Here is an 18,676-nt window from a genome sequence, read left to right on the forward strand (position 1 = left end):
GCATCAGGCCCCGGGCGCCCACTCAAAACCGCCCTGCCCCTCAAATGTCGTTTCATCCCTGACGGCCAGCAAAGCCGCAGGCAGGAAGGTCTCGACGTTGACCAGGGCGGTGAAGCGGCGCCCATGCACCGGCATACCCGCTACGTGTGCAACAAGCCTATGGCCCGGCAGCAATCGTCCGGTCGCCGGCTCTTCAGACAGGTGCGGCATTACCAGCTCAACGGATTTTCCATCGACTTGAGCGGACTGCAGGCTCAGGGTGAAATGCCCCTGGCGCCCAAACCGAAAGCCCTCCAGGCCTGCGGGTACGCCCGTAAAGCGCAGCGCCATGGATACAGGCGCCTCACAGGCCATGTTCAGGCGAAGCGTGCGCTTGCCCAGCGCGATCTGTGGGTGGCCCCGCTCGGCTTGGCGAACCAGACCGTAATCAACCCGGGGCTGGCTCAAGGACACCTGGCAGTTATCTGCCCGCGCCTCATTGGCCAACACCACGACAAACAGCAGCAGGTAAAGGATAAGCCCATGACGCAGGCGTACACCGTCAAAAGGCCCCACCGGCTCAGAGGGTACGGCAGACCGCCGAACCTGTTTCATAGAATTTGTCGTCATTGGATTCTGGCTCAAGGTTCAGTTGCAACAAGCAGGTGCTTGAATCTGGCAAGGAGATGTTCAGCGCTCGCGACTCATCCAGGCTGTTAAGGAAGACCATGCCCTCGCCCACGACGCTGGTCAGGAAAGCATTGTTGCTGTCGAAAACCGAGGCTCCCTGGGGCAGGGGTTGGCCGTGCGCGTCACGGACCTCAAGCAATACACGGCGCACTTTCACTACTTCGAAATCGATCGTGTTGAAAGAACCGCGTCCGGCCGCAAGGACCTTGGTGCCGTTTTTCAGATCGATGCGCTTGGGCAGGGATTGGGTTTGCACCTCGACATTGCTGCTGCGGTAGGCAGGCAGGCTGGCGATCACCGCCTGCCCGCGGTAGTCAGTCCAGACCGGCCCCTGCGGCGTCGAAACCTTGGCTGCCCCGACATTACCCACCGAGACAATTCCAAAGGTGTCCTGGACGGCATAGGGCGAGAACGTCATGCCTCTGTCGTGGGCCACCACGCCGCCCTGCAATTGGCCGGTATACCCGGTGCTCAATGAATCATGTCGCACACCCAACCCTATCTGGGTGTAACGCGGCATGGCATTCACGCGGGCGTGAACAGCCTGTGTACGGCTCGCCTGCTCACGCGCAACCCCCACTTCATAGTTCACATAGTCGTTGACCCGATCGCTGAAGGCGGTCCCAAGATCGAACCTGTCGCCCCGCCGACTGGCATACGAGGTGACGCGGCGATCCCCACCGAACGGCACGGTGACCTGCAACCGAAGCGAAAGCCCCTTATCCGACACATCGCTGCGCTCGTCTCGAACGGTGTTCTTGACCTTGCGCGGTCGAGAGCCGCCCATCCGGGAATCCGCAATCAAAGCCACCTGGGTGCCATTGAACTGCTGATTCCATGAGGCAAAGACGTGTTCGGCGGAGCGATCATCAAATTGCGAGCTGCGGGAATAACTGACGGAAAAGCCTCCCAGGGACGGGTCGACCCAACTCAAACCTACCGTGTATTGGTCCTTGAAGCGGGCATCCCGCTGGTCACGCCGCGTCGACTGCCCCACTTCCAGTACTTCGCGATAACCCCGCGTCTGGGTAGTGGCACTCGACGTCATTTCAATGCCGGCGAACAGCGGACTTCCCACGGTGACGGAGCTGCGGGCCCCGGTAACTTCGTCCCGGCCATCGCGAGACAGGTTCTGGCGCACGCCAACCGAAAGGTGCTGGAAAAAAACACTGCTCCACACGCCACCCGCCGCCTGGTATTCGTCGGTACTCAACAGGCCGAATCCCAGTGACGAGTTGCGCCCCAATCCCCAGGTCCCACTGCCCATCGCCACGACCGGAGGCTCCCCGGCACCCGGATTTGCCCCGCGCACCTTGCCCAGGGAGAAGTAATAACCGGGCTCTATCGGTACCGCCCCCGCAAAGGACGCGGCAGGGACGGTGAACCCATGCCTGCCACCGCGAGTGCCAATGACACTGACCTCAAGATCGCTGGTGCCATTGAGTATGGGTAATCCGGTCAACGTGAACGGGCCTTCCGGTACCAGTGTGGTATGGATCAACACCCCGGCCTGGCGCACCTCGACCCGGGATGGGCTCTGGGCCAAACCTTCGACCACCACGCTGCTGCCACCCGGGCTGCGCGATTGGCCATCCGGCGAGAGCTGGAAACCCGACAGCTGTAACCCACCGAACACCGGGTTGTTGCTGGAAATCTGCCCGACCTGGAAGGTCGACTTCAGGGGCGCGAAATCGCGTTGGGCGTAGGCATTCACATGATCGCTGCTGCGCTTGCCGTTATCGGAGACAAAGAATTGGCGGCTTCGGACGATCCAGTTGCCGATATTGAATCCCGCCTCGGTGTAGGCCGAAACCGAGCGGGAAGAGCCGCTGTTGAAGCGTTCTTCGAATCCCTGCACATCGTAATTGAACAAGGCTGCCATACCGCCCTGGGAGAAACTGCCGACATCCCATTCGGCCTCGCGCATTGACTGAGTAGGCACCACCAGCGATACCTCATCGCTGCCGGGGCGCAACTTGACGATGGTCGCGGGGTAAGCACCGAGAAAGTCATGACACGCCTGGTCGGGCGCGATACCCGGCCGAATAATCGCGGCTGGCAACCGCAACCCGGCCTTGTCCAGCAGGACCGGGGTAAAACACAACTGCCCCTGGTAGTCGAAGCGTGCCTCCACCAGGCCCAATGAGGTGCCGTTGACCTGCAGCCCCACCACGTGCACGCCCTCGCGGAATCGCGCAGCACTGCGAAAATAATGGGCAACCTTCGGGTCGATCCCGTTCGCCGACAAGACCGCCAGATCAAAACCCGATCCGAGCTCCAGCGCGCAGGCGGGAAGGCTCCACAGCGTTGCCAGGCCGATACAAGTCCGGGAAACCGAGGTTCGAATGGGTCGTACAGAGAGGCTCCAATCGTTTGCATGGGTAGCATTTCTCATAGACCGCTCAACCCGCCTCGACAACAACGGAGGCTTCGTAGGCGGTTGCCGAATACCCGTAGACCGTCGCCGGTTGAATCTCGACACCGCTGACCTGGGCCACCGCCTCTTCGATGCGGGTTGATAACACTTCGCCAGGCAGGATATAGGTGCGCGGCAATATCGCCGGGTGCCTCGACGGCAGCAGGTGCACCTCCAGCCCCATCCGGACCACGTAGGCACTGTCGTTATGAACCGTCAGCCGATTACCCCGCAGCTTCCACTTCAGCAACTTCCATGGCTCCTGATGCCGCGGCAAGCCCTGGGGATGCAGGATCAGCGGTAAGTCCTGTCGAATGGTCACTCCAATGGTCGAGCGCCCTTCGGCGCGGGCCTGCGGAATACCTTCAAAGGTGACACGCTTCAATCGCTGGGTCTTGAGCGGCTGCTTCAAGGTACTGATAAACCGCACAAGTTGTGTTTCGCCCGGTTCGACACGGGCGATAGGAGGCGTAACGATCAAGAGTGTCTCCGGATCTTCCGGGACGTTTTGAATGACTGTGTGAAGTAAAGCAGGGCCAGCGTCCGTATTTTTTACGTTGATCGTCGCTTCACCGTTCTCTTCATAAAGAATAACAACGGATGTTTCCGGCTCCATTCCATCCGCTCTTACACTGCCAGAAACTAAAAAATAAAGATTCGCACACCAGAACAGAGCATTAACTGTATTTAAAAGACGACTCATCGAACTCTACCCGCAACCAGATAACGCACCGTTGACAATCACGAAATACCTATACGCATATAAAGAGCCAGCACGAAGCCACGGTGCGCGACCGCCTGCTAAATGCTGGCCATGTTTATAGAGTTAGATTCGAGTTACTACCAAAGTGGCAGCTCCATTCAATTGAATATCCCTGCTGAGATCCAGTGCATCGCCGCGATTGATCACAGCCTTGACTACGAGAGTGCCGGTAACGGAAGAGACCGCGGCTGGAGTTGTGTTGTTATTACGGCTCCAGGAGTGCTGGTAAGGAGATTTTTCGACCTTGCCGTCACTGGTGCTCCAGGCACCGCCGGAGCTTGTCCTTCTAAGCGGGTACAGCGTAGCGCCGACAGTGGTCAAGGTGGCGAGCCTGATCGAATAGCCACCGGTATTCCTGGTTCCGACCGCGCCAAGGCCAAAGTTGTGGTTGTCGGTGAAGCCGGTTCCCAGGATCCCCCTTACGACACTGTTTGTTTGTGAGTCAGTAACGGACAGTGCCATCTGGGCAGCCGCCGCACCACAGTTGACGTTTAACGGCAGCGACTTTTCCGGCAGAGGATAGAAAGAGGTCAGCGGAATGCTCGACGCATTGATCGTACCGTAATCAACGGTGCCGCCTGTGGCGCCCAGGTTTACCGTGCATGCAGCTGGTTTAATGGTTCCGGTGACTCTCAGGTTCCCGGCACCACTTGTATTTGCTTGAGTACCCATGCTTACCGCCAGGCCAACGACAACTATTGCCAAACCAAATGTTCTGTTCATGTTCATCCTGTCACTGAAGTTCTCAGGTGCATGTGGTTCGCCGGGCTATTCCATGCCCAACTGCTATCAACCTTGATAGGCAAACTACAAATAGTTAACACCACGGCCTAATTGCCGAGTGACAGTCTCTCTCGTAAACACCCGAAGAAAGAATGAGACGACGCCTGAACTAGTGTCAGAGCGGTAAAAAAACAATGTCCCCTTAGATCATCCTTGCAGTAGTCCTGACTTAATTATCGACTGGAACAAATAACCCAGCCATGTAGGCATATTCAGGAAGCCTATTAAAGCTGGAGATTTCCGTTACTCCACTTGCCCTACGGAACAATCGCCAGGCGCATCAAGAATCGCCCTACATATCCTGCAGATTTTCCTCCAAGACACCGATGAGCGAATTCCGGAAGCACTACGCGTTGGCGTCAGCGGTTGATCGTGGCACGATGGCGAGGTTATCGACCGAGACCCCTTAACCATGCCGCAATCCCAAGCCAAGAATCTGTCCCTGATCGCCGCCATCGACCTGGGCTCCAACAGCTTTCACATGGTCGTGGCCAAGGCCCAGAACGGCGAAATCCGCATCCTTGAGCGGCTCGGCGAGAAAGTGCAGCTGGCTGCCGGGATCGACGACGAGCGTCAGCTCAATGAAGAATCCATGCAGCGCGGGCTCGATTGCCTGAAGCGCTTTGCCCAACTGATCAACGGCATGCCCCCGGGCGCCGTGCGGATCGTCGGCACCAACGCCCTGCGCGAAGCCCGCAACCGGGGCGAGTTCATCCGCCGCGCCGAGGAGATCCTCGGGCACCCGGTAGAGGTCATCTCCGGCCGCGAGGAAGCACGCCTGATCTACCTCGGCGTGTCCCACACCCTGGCCGACACTCCGGGCAAGCGCCTGGTGGCCGACATCGGCGGTGGCAGTACCGAATTCATTATTGGCCAGCGCTTCGAGCCGCTGCTGCGCGAAAGCCTGCAAATGGGCTGCGTCAGCTACACCCAGCGCTATTTCAAGGACGGCAAGATCACCCCGGCCCGCTACGCCCAGGCTTATACGGCGGCGCGGCTGGAGATCATGAGCATCGAGCACGCCCTGCACCGCCTGACCTGGGATGAGGCCATCGGTTCGTCCGGCACCATCCGCGCCATCGGCCTGGCCCTCAAGGCCGGCGGCCATGGCGCTGGCGAGGTCAACGCCGAAGGCCTGGCCTGGCTCAAGCGCAAGCTGTTCAAGCTGGGGGATGCCGAGAAGATCGACTTCGAAGGCATCAAGCCTGATCGCCGCACCATTTTCCCGGCGGGCCTGGCGATTCTCGAAGCGATTTTCGACGCCCTTGAACTGCAACGCATGGACCACTGCGATGGCGCCCTGCGTGAAGGGGTGCTCTACGACCTGCTGGGCCGTCATCATCATGAAGACGTCCGTGAGCGCACCCTCAGCTCGTTGATGGAGCGTTACCACGTCGACCTGGAACAGGCAGCGCGGGTTGAACGCAAGGCGCTGCATGCTTTCGACCAGGTCGCAGCGGACTGGGACCTGGAAGACGGCGTGTGGCGTGAACTGCTGGGCTGGGCGGCCAAGGTCCATGAAGTGGGGCTGGACATCGCCCACTACCATTACCACAAGCACGGCGCCTACCTGATCGAGCACTCGGACCTGGCGGGTTTCTCCCGTGAAGACCAGCAGATGCTCGCGCTGCTGGTACGCGGCCACCGCCGCAACATCCCCCGGGACAAGTTTGCCGAGTTCGGTGCCGAGGGCATCAAGCTGATTCGCCTGTGCGCGCTGCTGCGGTTTGCGATCCTGTTCCACCACATCCGTGGTACCCAGGAAATGCCGCAAGTGGTCCTGCGGGCCAATGCCGACAGCCTGGACGTGGTATTCCCGAAGAACTGGCTGGATGAAAACCAGCTGACCCAGGCGGATTTCGCCCAGGAAGCCGAGTGGCTGACGCGGGTTGGGTTCACGCTGAACGTGCGCTGATATGAGTGAGTGACGCGGAGCGTCACAGGATGTATTCCCACGCAGAGCGTGGGAACAATCCAACGCCACAAAACAAATGTGGGAGCGGGCTTGCTCGCGAAGGCGGAGTGTCAGTCAACAGATTCATCGACTGATCCACCGCTTTCGCGAGCAAGCCCGCTCCCACATTTTTGACCGCGTCGGTTTTTAGTTCACCGTCAGAATCGGGCTGCCCAGCTTCTCCAGCAACGTCGCCTGGGCGCTGCGCGGGTTCTGGTTGCCGGTCGGGGTGTTGCGCACGTAGCGCCCGTCCGACTGCAGGCTCCAGCTGTGGGTGTTATCGGTGAGATAACTTTCCAGCTCCTTCTTGACCCGCATGATCAGTTTCTTGCCTTCCACCGGGAAGCAGGTCTCCACACGCTTGTCGAGGTTGCGCTCCATCCAGTCGGCACTGGAGAGGAACATCTGCTCCTCGCCGCCATTGAGGAAGTAGAACACCCGCGTGTGCTCCAGGAAGCGCCCGATGATCGAACGCACGTGGATGTTATGGGATACCCCGGCGATGCCCGGCCGCAGGCAGCACATGCCACGCACCACCAAATCGATACGCACACCCGACTGGCTGGCCTTGTACAGCGCGCGGATGATCTTCGGATCGGTCAGCGAGTTGAACTTGGCGATGATGTGCGCCGGCTTGCCTTCGAGGGCGAACTGGGTCTCGCGGGCAATCATGTCGAGCATGCCCTTCTTCAGGGTGAACGGCGCGTGCAGCAGTTTCTTCATGCGCAAGGTCTTGCCCATGCCGATCAACTGGCTGAACAGCTTGCCGACGTCTTCACACAAGGCGTCGTCGGAGGTCAGGAGGCTGTAGTCGGTGTAGAGCTTGGCGTTGCCGGCGTGGTAGTTGCCGGTGCCCAAGTGGGCGTAGCGCACGATCTCACCGGCTTCGCGGCGCAGGATCAGCATCATCTTGGCGTGGGTCTTGAAGCCGACCACGCCGTAGATCACCACCGCACCGGCGGCTTGCAGACGGCTGGCCAGTTGCAGGTTGGACTCTTCGTCGAACCGCGCCCGCAGTTCGATCACCGCCGTCACTTCCTTGCCGTTACGCGCGGCGTCTACCAGCGCATCGACGATTTCGGAGTTGGCGCCGGAGCGGTACAGGGTTTGGCGCACAGCCAGCACGTGCGGGTCCTTGGCGGCCTGGCGCAGCAGGTCGACCACCGGGGTGAAGGACTCGAACGGGTGCAGCAGCAGAATGTCCTGCTTGCTCACCACACTGAAGATGTTCTCGCTGTTTTGCAGCAGTTTCGGGATCTGCGGGGTGAACGGCGTGTATTGCAGCTCCGGGTGGCTGTCCAGGCCAGTAATGCTGAACAGGCGCGTCAGGTTCACCGGGCCATTGACCTGGTACAGCTCGGTCTCGCTCAGGTTGAACTGCTTGAGCAGGTAGTCGGACAGGTGTTTCGGACAGGTGTCCGCCACTTCCAGGCGCACCGCATCACCGTAGCGACGGGAGAACAGCTCGCCGCGCAGGGCGCGGGCCAGGTCTTCGACGTCTTCGGAGTCCAGCGCCAGGTCGGCGTTACGGGTCAGGCGGAACTGGTAGCAGCCCTTGACCTTCATGCCCTGGAACAGGTCATCGGCGTGGGCGTGGATCATCGACGAAAGGAATACATAGTTATCGCCAGCGCCCCCCACCTCTTCCGGTACCTTGATGATCCGTGGCAGCAAGCGCGGCGCCGGGATGATCGCAAGGCCGGAATCGCGACCGAAGGCGTCGATACCTTCCAGCTCGACGATGAAGTTCAGGCTCTTGTTCACCAGCAACGGGAACGGGTGCGTCGGGTCGAGACCGATGGGGGTGATGATCGGCGAGATTTCGTCGCGGAAGTAGCGGCGCACCCAGGTCTTGATCTTGGTGGTCCAGTGACGACGCCGGATGAAGCGCACGTGATGCTTTTCCAGTTCCGGCAGCAGGATGTCATTGAGGATCGCGTATTGGCGGTCCACGTGGCCGTGTACCAGCTCGCTGATGCGGGCCAGGGCCTGATGCGGTTGCAGGCCGTCGGCACCGGCTTGTTCACGGGCGAACGTGATCTGCTTCTTCAGGCCGGCGACACGGATCTCGAAGAACTCGTCCAGGTTGCTGGAGAAGATCAGCAGGAATTTCAGCCGCTCCAGCAACGGATAGGACTCATCCAGTGCCTGTTCCAGCACGCGGATGTTGAATTGCAGTTGTGACAGCTCGCGATGGATGTACAGGCTGCTGTCATCCAGGTTGGTAACCGCAACCACCGGTACCGGCGCGGCAGCGGGCGCTTCGGCCACCACGGCAGGCGGGGCCGGCTCCAGCTCCGGCGGGGTCTCGGTAGCTTGTTCGACCACCGGGTGAGCGTCTTTTACGGCAACTTCTGTGAGTCCTTCGGTATTCATCGAGTGTTCCTGTGAGGGCTAGTGTTGCTCTCTAAGCAATTGGGCAGCGCGGGCGGCGAAGTAAGTCAGGATGCCATCGGCACCCGCGCGTTTAAAGGCAGTCAGGGATTCAAGGATCACCCCTTCACTCAACCAACCATTCTGGATCGCGGCCATGTGCATGGCGTATTCACCGCTGACCTGATAGACAAAGGTCGGCACCTTGAATTCCTCTTTGACCCGATAAAGGATGTCGAGGTACGGCATCCCGGGCTTGACCATCACCATGTCGGCGCCTTCGGCCAGGTCCGCGGCCACTTCGTGCAGGGCTTCGTGGCTGTTGGCCGGGTCCATCTGGTACGAGGCCTTGTTGGCCTTGCCCAGGTTCAGCGCCGAACCCACCGCATCGCGGAACGGGCCGTAATAGGCGCTGGCGTACTTGGCCGAGTAGGCCATGATGCGCACGTTGACGTGACCGGCCAGCTCCAGGGCTTCGCGAATCGCCTGGATGCGACCGTCCATCATGTCCGAGGGGGCCACCACCTGGGCGCCCGCTGCGGCGTGGGACAAGGCCTGTTTTACCAGCGCATCAACGGTGATGTCGTTCTGAACATAGCCTTCTTCGTCGAGAATGCCATCCTGCCCGTGGGTGGTGAACGGGTCCAGCGCCACATCGGTAATCACCCCCAGCTCCGGAAAGCGTTCACGCAAGGCGCGGGTGGCGCGCTGGGCGATGCCGTCGGGGTTCCAGGCTTCGGCGGCGTCCAGGGACTTGAGCCCGGACGGCGTGACCGGGAACAGCGCCAGCGCCGGAATCCCCAGTTCAACCCAGCTCGCGGCCTCTTCGAGCAGCAAATCAATGGTCAAGCGCTCCACGCCCGGCATCGACGCCACCGCTTCCCGACGATTTTCACCGTCCAGCACAAACACCGGCAGGATCAGATCATTCACCGTCAGCACGTTTTCACGCACCAGGCGCCGGGAAAAATCATCACGACGGTTGCGACGCAGACGAGTGGCGGGAAACAGGCGGTTGGCGGGGGTAAAGCTCACGGCAGACTCCTGAGCCCGGCTTGACGGGCGAGCGTGACAGTTATAAGCGGCCATTATGACGAAGGAATTACAGTTGTGGTTAGCTCATGCGCCGTAAGGCAACCGGCGTGCGACCTGTAGTCGCATTCGTCGTTTATGTAGGAATTGTTCACTTCGTGACACATCTCGATACTTTCATGAATGTTCACGAAGGCGTAGGCTGCGCGTTCATTTCGCCAGCACCCAGACCATGCTTCAACAATTTCTGCATGACTTCGGCTACTTTGCGCTGTTCCTAGGCACCTTCTTCGAAGGCGAAACCATCCTGGTTCTCGCAGGCTTCCTGGCGTTCCGTGGATACATGGATATCAACCTGGTGGTGGTCGTTGCCTTTTTCGGCAGCTACGCCGGCGACCAGTTGTGGTACTTCCTGGGACGCAAGCACGGCCGCAAACTGTTGGCGCGCAAGCCGCGCTGGCAACTGCTGGGCGACAAGGCCCTGGAGCATATTCGCAAGCACCCGGACATCTGGGTGCTGAGCTTCCGGTTTGTCTACGGTTTGCGCACGGTGATGCCGGTGGCCATTGGTTTGTCGGGCTACCCGCCGGGTCGCTACTTGTTGCTCAACGGGATTGGCGCCGCCGTGTGGGCCGCTGCGCTGGGCGCTGCGGCTTACCATTTCGGCGCGGTACTGGAAGGCATGCTGGGCAGCGTCAAGAAATACGAGCTGTGGGTGCTGGGCGCACTGCTGGTGCTGGGCCTGGGCTTGTGGATTCGCCGGCGCGTCAAGAACGCCCGCCTGACCCGCGAAGCCTGTGCCGCCGAGAAGGTTCGCCTGGCGGCCGGCGAACCTGAAAAAGCCGAAAAGCCTACGACGCCAGTCGAGTAAGCCGGTCTCTGCAACAGTAGAGGCCGATGCCGCTGAGCAAGCTGTAACTGACCAGGCCCAGCCAGCCCAACGCGCTGGCCGGCCACAGCCCCACCAGCGGCGCCAGCCACACCAAAGGCACATTCAGTGCCAGGCGCACCAGCTCAGCCTTCAACGCCCACGGGCGATTCTCCAGCGCCACCCCCAGGGTGAACAACCCCAATGCCATCGCGCTCCAGCCCAACACCAGGGCAGCGGTCGGCAAGCCCTCGCCGAAATTCATCAGGTAGCTGCCAAAACCCACGTACGCGGCAAACTGCAGCGCGATGTAAATCTGTTGGCGCCCATCCAGCGGCACCTCGAACTTGCGGAACTGGCTCAAGTCCGGCTTGGCCATCGGGTACTTTGCCGCCACATCCGCCGGGCGCCAACCGGTGCGCATGAACCAGATCCGCAGCTTGTCCCACCCACTTTCGGTGCGCCGTGCATCACTCCACAGCTGCGCATAAAACTGCAGGTTGGCCCACAGCGGGTTCCAACTGGCCAAGGGCGTGGTCACGCCAAAGATTACCGGCTCGTTATCGTCTTCTTCCTGGAAGGAGCCAAACAGGCGGTCCCAAATAATGAACACCCCGCCGTAGTTGCGATCCATGTAGAGAGCGTTCTGTGCATGGTGGGCCCGATGATTGGATGGCGTGACGAAGAACCACTCGTACCAGCCGAGCTTCGGCACATGCCGCGTATGCACCCAGAATTGATACAGCAGGTTGAGGGACGCCACGCTGATAAACACCACCAGCGGCACGCCGAGCACGGCCAGCGGCAGGTAAAAGATCCAGCTCAGCAGGAAGCCGGTGCTGGTCTGGCGCAAGGCGGTGCTGAGGTTGTAGTCCTCGCTCTGGTGGTGCACGGAATGCGCGGCCCAGAGGATGTTGCGCTCATGGCCCATGCGATGCAGCCAGTAGTAGCAGAAGTCATAGAACACAAAGGCGAACACCCAGGTCCAGACGCTCTGGGCCGACAGCTCGATGATCGCCAGGTGCTTGAGGGCGAAGGCATAGGTGAGGATGCCCACCCCTTTGGTCAGCAGCCCCGTGGTGGTGGACAGCACGCCGGTGCTGAGGCTGTTGATGGCGTCGGCCACCCGGTAGTTGCGTTGGCCGCGCCGGTAGTCGGCCAGCAGCTCGACCACGATCAAGGCAATGAAAAACGGTACCGCGTAAGGGACGAAGTCCATGGGCAAGTCCGGTCAATTATTGTTACATCTAGAGTAGGTGTAGCGGCTGGATATCCCATTGGCAATGAGTGACAAATGAGTAGACATTTAACGCCATGAATCAGGAGAAATGCCCATGAGCAAAAAGATTGCAGTGATCCTTTCCGGCTGTGGCGTGTACGACGGTGCCGAGGTTCATGAAAGCGTGATCACCCTGCTGCGCCTGGACCAGCGCGGCGCCGAGGTGCAGTGTTTTGCGCCGAACATTGCCCAGTTGCATGTGATCAACCACCTGACGGGCGAGGAGATGCGCGAGTCGCGCAATGTGCTGGTGGAGTCGGCGCGCATTGCCCGTGGCGAGGTGAAGGATATTCGTGAGGCCAACGCCGAGGATTTCGACGCACTGATCGTGCCCGGGGGGTTTGGCGCGGCGAAGAACCTGTCGAACTTTGCCGTGGAAGGCGCCGGGTGCAGCGTCAACCCGCAGGTGCTGGAACTGGCCGAGGCGTTTGCCGAAGCGGGCAAGCCCGTCGGGCTGATCTGCATCTCGCCGGCGCTGGCAGCGAAGATCTATGGCCCAGGCGTGACCTGCACCATCGGCAATGACGCCGACACCGCAGCCGCCATGGACAAGATGGGCGCCACCCACCAGGAATGCGCGGTCGACGACATCGTCGAAGACAAGGCGCGCAAGCTGGTGAGTACCCCGGCCTACATGCTGGGCAAACGTATCAGCGAAGTGGCGTCAGGCATCAACAAGCTGGTGGACCGGGTGCTGGAACTGACCCACGAGAACGATTAGGCCTTCATCAGCCGGGTCAGAATCCGATCCAGCGAATTGGCAAACGCCTGCTTGTCCTTGTCCCCATGGGGCGGCGGGCCACCGCCCATCTGGCCCTGTTCCCGCAGATCGGTAAACAGGTTACGCACCGCCAGCCGCTCGCTCATGTTCTGCGGGCTGAACTCCTTGCCTCGTGGGTCGAGCGCAGCCACGCCATTCTTCACCAAGCGGTCGGCCAACGGCACATCGCTGCAGATCACCAGGTCACCGGGCACGGCGTGCTCCACCAGGTAGTCATCGGCCGCGTCCGGGCCGCTGGGCACCACGATCAACTTCACGCACGAGAAGCTCGGCTTGATCTGGCTCTGCCCGGCCACCAGCACCACTTCGAACTGGCGCTTGAGGGCGAACTTCACCACCTGATCCTTGGCCGCCCGGGGGCAGGCGTCTGCATCGATCCACACGCGCATGGTTAAGCCACCACCCGGCGCTTTTCAGCGAGCCGGCTGCGACCGTACAGCACCACAATCGCCAGGATCGCCACGGCCTGGGCGCTCAGGGAATAGGCATCGGCGTGAATGCCCAGCCAGTCGAAGTCAAAGAACGCGACCGGCCGGGTGCCGAAGATCCCGGCTTCCTGCAACGCCTTGACGCCATGCCCGGCGAATACCACCGACAGCGCGCACAGCAACGCCGCGTTTATGCCGAAGAACAGCGCCAGCGGCAGTTTCGCCGAGCCCCGCAGAATCACCCAGGCCAGGCCCACCAATAGCACCAGCGCCGTGGCGCCACCGGCCAATACCGCGTTGTGCCCGGCAGGGCCGGCCTGCAACCACAGGGTTTCGTAGAACAGGATCACTTCGAACAGCTCGCGGTACACCGAGAAGAACGCCAGCATCGCAAAACCGAAGCGCCCGCCACCGCCTACCAGGCTGCTCTTGATGTAGTCCTGCCAGGCGGCCGCGTGACGGCGGTCGTGCATCCACACCCCGAGCCACAGCACCATCACGCTGGCAAACAGCGCCGTGCAGCCTTCCAGCAACTCGCGCTGGGCGCCGCTGACGTCGATCACATAAGCCGCCAACGCCCACGTCGCCAAGCCGGCCAACAGCGCCAGGCCCCAGCCGACGTTGACGCTGCGCACCGCCGATTGCTGGCCGGTGTTACGCAGGAACGCGAGAATCGCCGCCAACACCAGGATCGCTTCCAGGCCTTCGCGCAGCAGGATCAGCAAACCGGAGATGTAGCTCAGGGACCAGCTCAAGCCATCGCTGCCCAGCAGGCCGGCCGACTCGGTGAGCTTGCCCTTGGCCACATCCAGGCGCTGCTGCACTTGCTCGATCGGCAAGCCGTCCTGCAATGACTGCCGGTAGGCCATCAGGGCCTTTTCGGTGTCCTTGCGCACGTTGGCATCAACGTTATCGAGGGAGCTTTCAACCAGCTCGAAACCTTCCAGGTAGGCGGCTACCGACAGGTCGTAGGCCTGCTCGTGCTCGCCATTGCGGAACGCGGCGAGGCTTTTGTCGAGGGTGGCCGCGGTGTAATCAAGCAACTGCGCCGGGCCACGCTTGACCTGCGGCGGTTGGGCGCGCTGGGCGCGGAAGGTGGCAACTGCGCCGGGACCTTCGGCAGCCAGCACTTCGTTGGGGGTCTGGCGCGCGAGGTCGGCGAGGTTGAAGGACTTTTCACTGTTCGCGGCAGCCGGGTCGGCGGTGAAGCCGGCGATATAGGTCGCCAGGTCCCAGCGCTGGCGGTCGTCCAGTTGATCGGCAAACGACGGCATGTCGGTGCCTTCCACGCCCAGACCCAGGGTGTTGTAGATCGCGTAGAGGCTCAAGCGATCGAGGCGTGCAGCGTCCCGCAGGTTGGCGGGCGGCGGCGTCATGCCCACGCTTGCGGGGCCATCGCCGGCGCCTGTGGCGCCGTGGCACACCGAGCAGTTCTGCGCGTACAGCGGCGCACCGCGCGTCGGATCGGGGGTAATGGCCGGGGCCTGGCTGACTTCATAGGCCACTGCCAACTTGGCGCCCAATTGCCGGGCCTGGTGCGCAACCACCGCGCCGTCCTGATGGGCCGTTACGGCGGCCAGCAGTTCATCCACGCCTTTGATCAGTTCGGCACGCTCGGGCTTTTCCGGCAGATCGGCCACCAGCCCCTGCAACACCCCGAGAAACTCTACCTGTTCACGGTATTCGGAATCATCGATAACCTTGCCCGCCTCCACCGTCGGCGGGTAGTCCGCACCGATGTAATCCAGTAAATGCAGGGCCTGCGGGGCGCCCTCGGCAGTCGCAGCCAGCAGGTTGAAGCTGCACGACATCAACGCCGGCAGCACCAGCCAGGCAAGAAAACGGAAGGGGGCAATCATGAATGAATCTCAAAGGGAAATACGAAGTAACACATTGTCAAACCTTAAGGGGTTTGACTCAAGGCGTTAGTGATTCGGGGATGGGGATAACGACACTGAGGTAGTGGCATCCGAGCTAAAAATCGGATCCAAAAGGCCATTGTTTTGCCAGTAATGCAGCTTATAATGCCGCGCCTTCGTTATTTCGAAATGGCATTTCAGCTCCTCTTTTTATGAGGAATTGGCCGGATCGCAACTCGTTCCTGCCATTGGTGATTCGGCCCGACCAGCACATTCGGCCGATTACGTTCAGGGAAGAAGCTCTTCGATGGCATCTCGCGCCTTTACCTCGCTCGCGCTCGCGGCAGTGACCTTGCTGTCCGGTTGTTCGATGTTTCGCAGCTACGACACCGAGCTGCAAGCCACCAATCAGCAGTTGGCCACCGGCAACGTCGACGCCGCGCTGACCCTGCTTGAGAAGAACAACACCGGCGACGACAAGGACCTTCTTTACTACTTCGAAAAGGGTGAGTTGCTGCGCGCCAAGGGCGACCTGACCGGCAGCCAGGTCGCCTGGCGCAGCGCCGACCTGCAAGTCTACAAGTGGGAAGAGTCGGTCAAGTTCGACACCGACAAGTACCTCGCGCAGTTCGGCGCCTTCCTGGTCAATGACAAGGTCCGCCGTTACGAAGGCTACGACTACGAAAAGGTCATGCTGACCACCCAGATGGCCCTGAACCTGCTGGCGCTGAATGACTTCGACGGTGCCCGCACCGAGATCAAGAAGACCCACGAACGCGAAGCGGTGATTGCGGACCTGCGGGACAAGGAATACCTCAAGAGCGAAAACGAGGCCGAGCGCCAGGGCATCGCGACCCAGTTCAAGGACCTGCGCGGCTACCCGGTGGAAAGCCTCAATGCCCCTGAAGTGGTAGGCCTGAAGAACAGCTACCAGAGCGCTTTCAGCCACTACCTGGCCGGCTTCGTCTACGAAGCCCTGGGCGAAAAAGACCTGGCCGCACCGGGTTATCGCAAGGCCGCCGAACTGCGCCCCAACACACCGCTGCTGGAACAGGCCCTGCTCGACCTGGACAAATCCAAGGTCGGTGCGGACGAGACTGACGTGCTGATCGTGGTGCAAAGCGGCCTGGCGCCGGCCCGCGACTCGATTCGCCTGCCGTTGCCGATCCCCATCGACGGCCACCTGGTGATCACGCCACTGTCGTTCCCGGTGATCAAGCCCGACACCTCGACCGCGCCCTTCGCCCAGATCGGTGTCGACGGCCGGCAACAGAACCTCACTGCCCTCAACAGCACCACCGCCATGTCCCGCCGCGCCCTGCGGGATGACATGCCGGGGATCATCCTGCGCACCACCGTGCGCGCCGTCACTCGCGGCATCACCCAGAACAACCTGAACAAGACCAACCCGATGGCGGGCCTGGTACTCGGTATTGCCTCGGCCGTCACCGAAGGCGCCGACACCCGCACCTGGCGCACCCTGCCGGACATGACCCAGGTGACACGCCTGCGCCTCAAGCACGGCGAGCATCAGGTCAGCCTGCCCAACGCCCTGGGCGGCACGCTGGTGACGGTCAAGGCCGATCAACGCTACCAGGTGATCACCCTGCGCGTGGTCGGCAACCAGGTCTTCGCCGGCGGTCTTGCAACCCACGTGGTGCAGAACAATCCGCCCCAGGCCGTCGCCACTCTCAAACAACCTTAAGGAGCACGCTATGCGTCATTTCATCCTCGGCGCCCTGGCGCTGATCCTGCTGGCCGGTTGCGCCACCCCGCCACCGCCGGAACCCGGAAGCGCCGCGAGCAAGATCGTGGTGATGGGCAAGTTCAAGGGCATCGCCGTCGGCGCCATCCGGGTCGCCCGGGAAAACGGCTTCCTGACCGCCAAGGTGCAGTTGAGCAACATCACCAGCAGCAACCAGATGATGTATTACCGCTTCGCGTGGCTGGGTGCCGACGGTTTCCCGGTGGGTGATGAAGAGACCTGGAAGGTGCTGAACCTCTACGCAAACCAGGCGACCTTCCTGCCGGCCATCGCCAACCTGCCCCAGGCTGCCGACTTCCGCCTTGAAGTGAAGACGCCTTGATCCACCCACTCATTCAGTTTCAGAGAGACATCCCCATGTTTGCACGCTTCTCGTTCCTCGCCGTGGTGGCCGTCCTGGCCAGCGGCTGCGCCAACACCTCGCCAGTCCTGGGCGGTAAAAACATCAGCTACGGCGACAGCAAGGCCGTGGAACTGGTGACCAACGAGTTCGGCTCCACCGACCTGCAGATGATCGCCGAAAGCATGACCCGCTCCCTGGCCCAGTCCGGCATCCTGCAAGGCCGCCCGGTGGTGCAGGTGTATGACGTGAAGAACAAGACCAGCGAGTACATCGATACCCGCGAGATCACCACGTCGATCAAGACCCAGCTGATGAAGACCGGCACCGCCCGCTTCGCCAGCGACAACACTGACATGCAAAGCCAGGTCGACCAGCTGAAGCTGCAGAACCAGAGCGGCCTGTACAAGAAGTCGACCGTCAGCAAGACCGGCAACATGGTCGCCGCCAAGTACCGCCTGGAAGGCTCCATCAGCTCCATCGTCAAGCGCAGCTCGGACTACAAGGACGTGTTCTACAAGTTCAGCCTGCAACTGGTCGACGTCGAAAGCGGCCTGGCCGAATGGATGGACGAAAAAGAAATCCGCAAGACCACGGAGCGCTAAGCAATGCGTGCATGGATCGGCATGATCGGCCTGCTGTGCGCCTTTGGCGCCTCGGCCGCACCGAAGATCGCGGTAACCGACCTGGCCTACGAGGCTCGCGTGGAGGAGTACATCCACCAGGTCGCGGCCAGCAATAATTTCCAGGCCAGCGCCTACAACGCCAGCGGCGCCTCGAGCTACAGCGAATACGAAAGTCGTACCAGCTACATCGAGCAGACCGAGCTGCGCAAGTTCAGCGGCGACATCAAGGGGGAAATCCTCAAGTCGCGGCAGTTCCAGCTGGTGCAGGGCACGCCTTACACCGCGGACGCCAAGGGCGATGTGTATGACGTGATCAAGCGGATCAAGGCCGGTAACTTCAAGGGTGCGGACTACGTGCTGTTCGGCACCTTGTCGGACATCGACTTCACCCAGGACATCAACGCGCTGGACCACACCAACAGCTACTCGGCGGTGCTGGGCCTGACGCTGGTGGCGGATTTCAGCCTGATCAACACCCGCACCTTTGAGATCACCTCGGCGTTTACCGCCATGGGCGAAGGCCAGGACACCAAGCTGGTGAACAACCGTGACGTGCGCGTGAGCCTGAACCGGCCTCGCGTGGTGCGGGAAGTGTCGAAGGCGTTGGGCGAGGATGTGGCGCGGCAGTTGGCCGAACAACTCGGCGGTGGTTATCAGGAAGCACCTGGACAGCCTGCATTGCGCAATAACCTGCCACGGGATGAAGCGCCGAAGATCCTGCGCTGAACGAAAATCCCGCT

Annotated in this window: 16 protein-coding genes; 7 read left to right on the forward strand and 9 right to left on the reverse strand. The window is 61.2% G+C overall.

The genetic code is table 11. The features are described from left to right. Positions 1–3: 3 nt before the first annotated feature. The 4 genes from HX807_RS14685 to HX807_RS14700 form a co-directional block, all read right to left on the reverse strand. Entirely contained in the window at positions 4–594 is a 591-nt protein-coding gene (locus HX807_RS14685) for a hypothetical protein (RefSeq protein WP_134327511.1), read from the reverse strand. Beyond that, complete coding sequence (locus HX807_RS14690; protein WP_256349469.1) at positions 560–3,064, reverse strand: fimbria/pilus outer membrane usher protein; 2,505 nt, start codon at positions 3,062–3,064, stop codon at positions 560–562. Before HX807_RS14690 ends, HX807_RS14685 begins: the two co-directional genes overlap by 35 nt. A 7-nt stretch (positions 3,065–3,071) precedes the next feature. Continuing rightward, positions 3,072–3,788, reverse strand: coding sequence for a fimbria/pilus chaperone family protein (locus HX807_RS14695; protein ID WP_207241471.1), 717 nt, complete (start codon positions 3,786–3,788; stop codon positions 3,072–3,074). Positions 3,789–3,911: 123 nt separating this feature from the next. Further along, a complete protein-coding gene (locus HX807_RS14700) occupies positions 3,912–4,571 on the reverse strand; it encodes a DUF1120 domain-containing protein (RefSeq protein ID WP_008438866.1) in 660 nt (219 codons plus the stop codon). A gap of 472 nt (positions 4,572–5,043) precedes the next feature. Between HX807_RS14700 and ppx the strand changes: the two genes are divergently transcribed. Further along, on the forward strand, positions 5,044–6,546 hold the full coding sequence (gene ppx / locus HX807_RS14705) for an exopolyphosphatase (RefSeq protein WP_102370143.1): 1,503 nt from the start codon (positions 5,044–5,046) through the stop codon (positions 6,544–6,546). Between the two features lie 186 nt (positions 6,547–6,732). Here the strand turns inward: ppx and ppk1 are convergent, their stop codons facing one another. Both ppk1 and hemB read right to left on the reverse strand, forming a co-directional pair. Further along, positions 6,733–8,961 carry a polyphosphate kinase 1 gene (gene ppk1 / locus HX807_RS14710; RefSeq protein WP_003214009.1) on the reverse strand — a complete coding sequence of 743 codons (2,229 nt, stop codon included), beginning with the start codon at positions 8,959–8,961 and terminating at the stop codon, positions 6,733–6,735. Between the two features lie 18 nt (positions 8,962–8,979). Then, positions 8,980–9,993: a porphobilinogen synthase gene (hemB, locus tag HX807_RS14715; protein ID WP_003214011.1), complete on the reverse strand. Its 1,014-nt coding sequence runs from the start codon at positions 9,991–9,993 to the stop codon at positions 8,980–8,982. A 229-nt stretch (positions 9,994–10,222) separates the two neighbouring features. On the opposite strand from hemB, the gene HX807_RS14720 reads away from it, so the two are divergent. Continuing rightward, the gene (locus HX807_RS14720; protein WP_003214015.1) at positions 10,223–10,861 is read left to right on the forward strand and encodes a DedA family protein; all 639 of its coding nucleotides are present in this window, start codon (positions 10,223–10,225) and stop codon (positions 10,859–10,861) included. Here the strand turns inward: HX807_RS14720 and HX807_RS14725 are convergent. Then, the gene (locus tag HX807_RS14725; RefSeq protein WP_003214017.1) at positions 10,842–12,077 is read right to left on the reverse strand and encodes a sterol desaturase family protein; all 1,236 of its coding nucleotides are present in this window, start codon (positions 12,075–12,077) and stop codon (positions 10,842–10,844) included. The genes HX807_RS14720 and HX807_RS14725 overlap by 20 nt on opposite strands. Before the next feature lie 115 nt (positions 12,078–12,192). Between HX807_RS14725 and elbB the strand changes: the two genes are divergently transcribed. Further along, entirely contained in the window at positions 12,193–12,858 is a 666-nt protein-coding gene (elbB, locus tag HX807_RS14730) for an isoprenoid biosynthesis glyoxalase ElbB (protein ID WP_177050315.1), read from the forward strand. Here elbB and HX807_RS14735 read toward each other — a convergent pair. Together HX807_RS14735 and HX807_RS14740 are read right to left on the reverse strand one after the other, a co-directional pair. Further along, positions 12,855–13,307 (reverse strand): YaiI/YqxD family protein, encoded by a 453-nt coding sequence (locus HX807_RS14735; RefSeq protein ID WP_003214020.1) that lies wholly within the window; start codon positions 13,305–13,307, stop codon positions 12,855–12,857. The two genes, elbB and HX807_RS14735, sit on opposite strands and share 4 nt — an antisense overlap. Positions 13,308–13,309: 2 nt before the next feature. Then, positions 13,310–15,205: a cytochrome c/FTR1 family iron permease gene (locus HX807_RS14740; protein WP_008439302.1), complete on the reverse strand. Its 1,896-nt coding sequence runs from the start codon at positions 15,203–15,205 to the stop codon at positions 13,310–13,312. Between the two features lie 307 nt (positions 15,206–15,512). Here HX807_RS14740 and HX807_RS14745 point away from each other — a divergent pair, with 307 nt between their 5' ends. Genes HX807_RS14745 through HX807_RS14760 form a run of 4 tightly spaced genes read left to right on the forward strand, consistent with a single transcriptional unit; the run spans position 15,513 to position 18,662 of the window. Beyond that, on the forward strand, positions 15,513–16,910 hold the full coding sequence (locus tag HX807_RS14745; protein WP_177050316.1) for a COG3014 family protein: 1,398 nt from the start codon (positions 15,513–15,515) through the stop codon (positions 16,908–16,910). A 10-nt stretch (positions 16,911–16,920) separates the two neighbouring features. Continuing rightward, on the forward strand, positions 16,921–17,292 hold the full coding sequence (locus HX807_RS14750) for a YcfL family protein (protein WP_003214024.1): 372 nt from the start codon (positions 16,921–16,923) through the stop codon (positions 17,290–17,292). A 35-nt stretch (positions 17,293–17,327) separates the two neighbouring features. Next, the gene (gene lpoB / locus HX807_RS14755; RefSeq protein ID WP_003214026.1) at positions 17,328–17,915 is read left to right on the forward strand and encodes a penicillin-binding protein activator LpoB; all 588 of its coding nucleotides are present in this window, start codon (positions 17,328–17,330) and stop codon (positions 17,913–17,915) included. 3 nt (positions 17,916–17,918) lie between these two features. Next, positions 17,919–18,662, forward strand: coding sequence for a penicillin-binding protein activator LpoB (locus HX807_RS14760; protein ID WP_087693297.1), 744 nt, complete (start codon positions 17,919–17,921; stop codon positions 18,660–18,662). Positions 18,663–18,676: the final 14 nt, after the last annotated feature.

Source organism: Pseudomonas sp. D8002 (genome assembly GCF_013385695.1).
Classification (GTDB): Bacteria; Pseudomonadota; Gammaproteobacteria; order Pseudomonadales; family Pseudomonadaceae; genus Aquipseudomonas.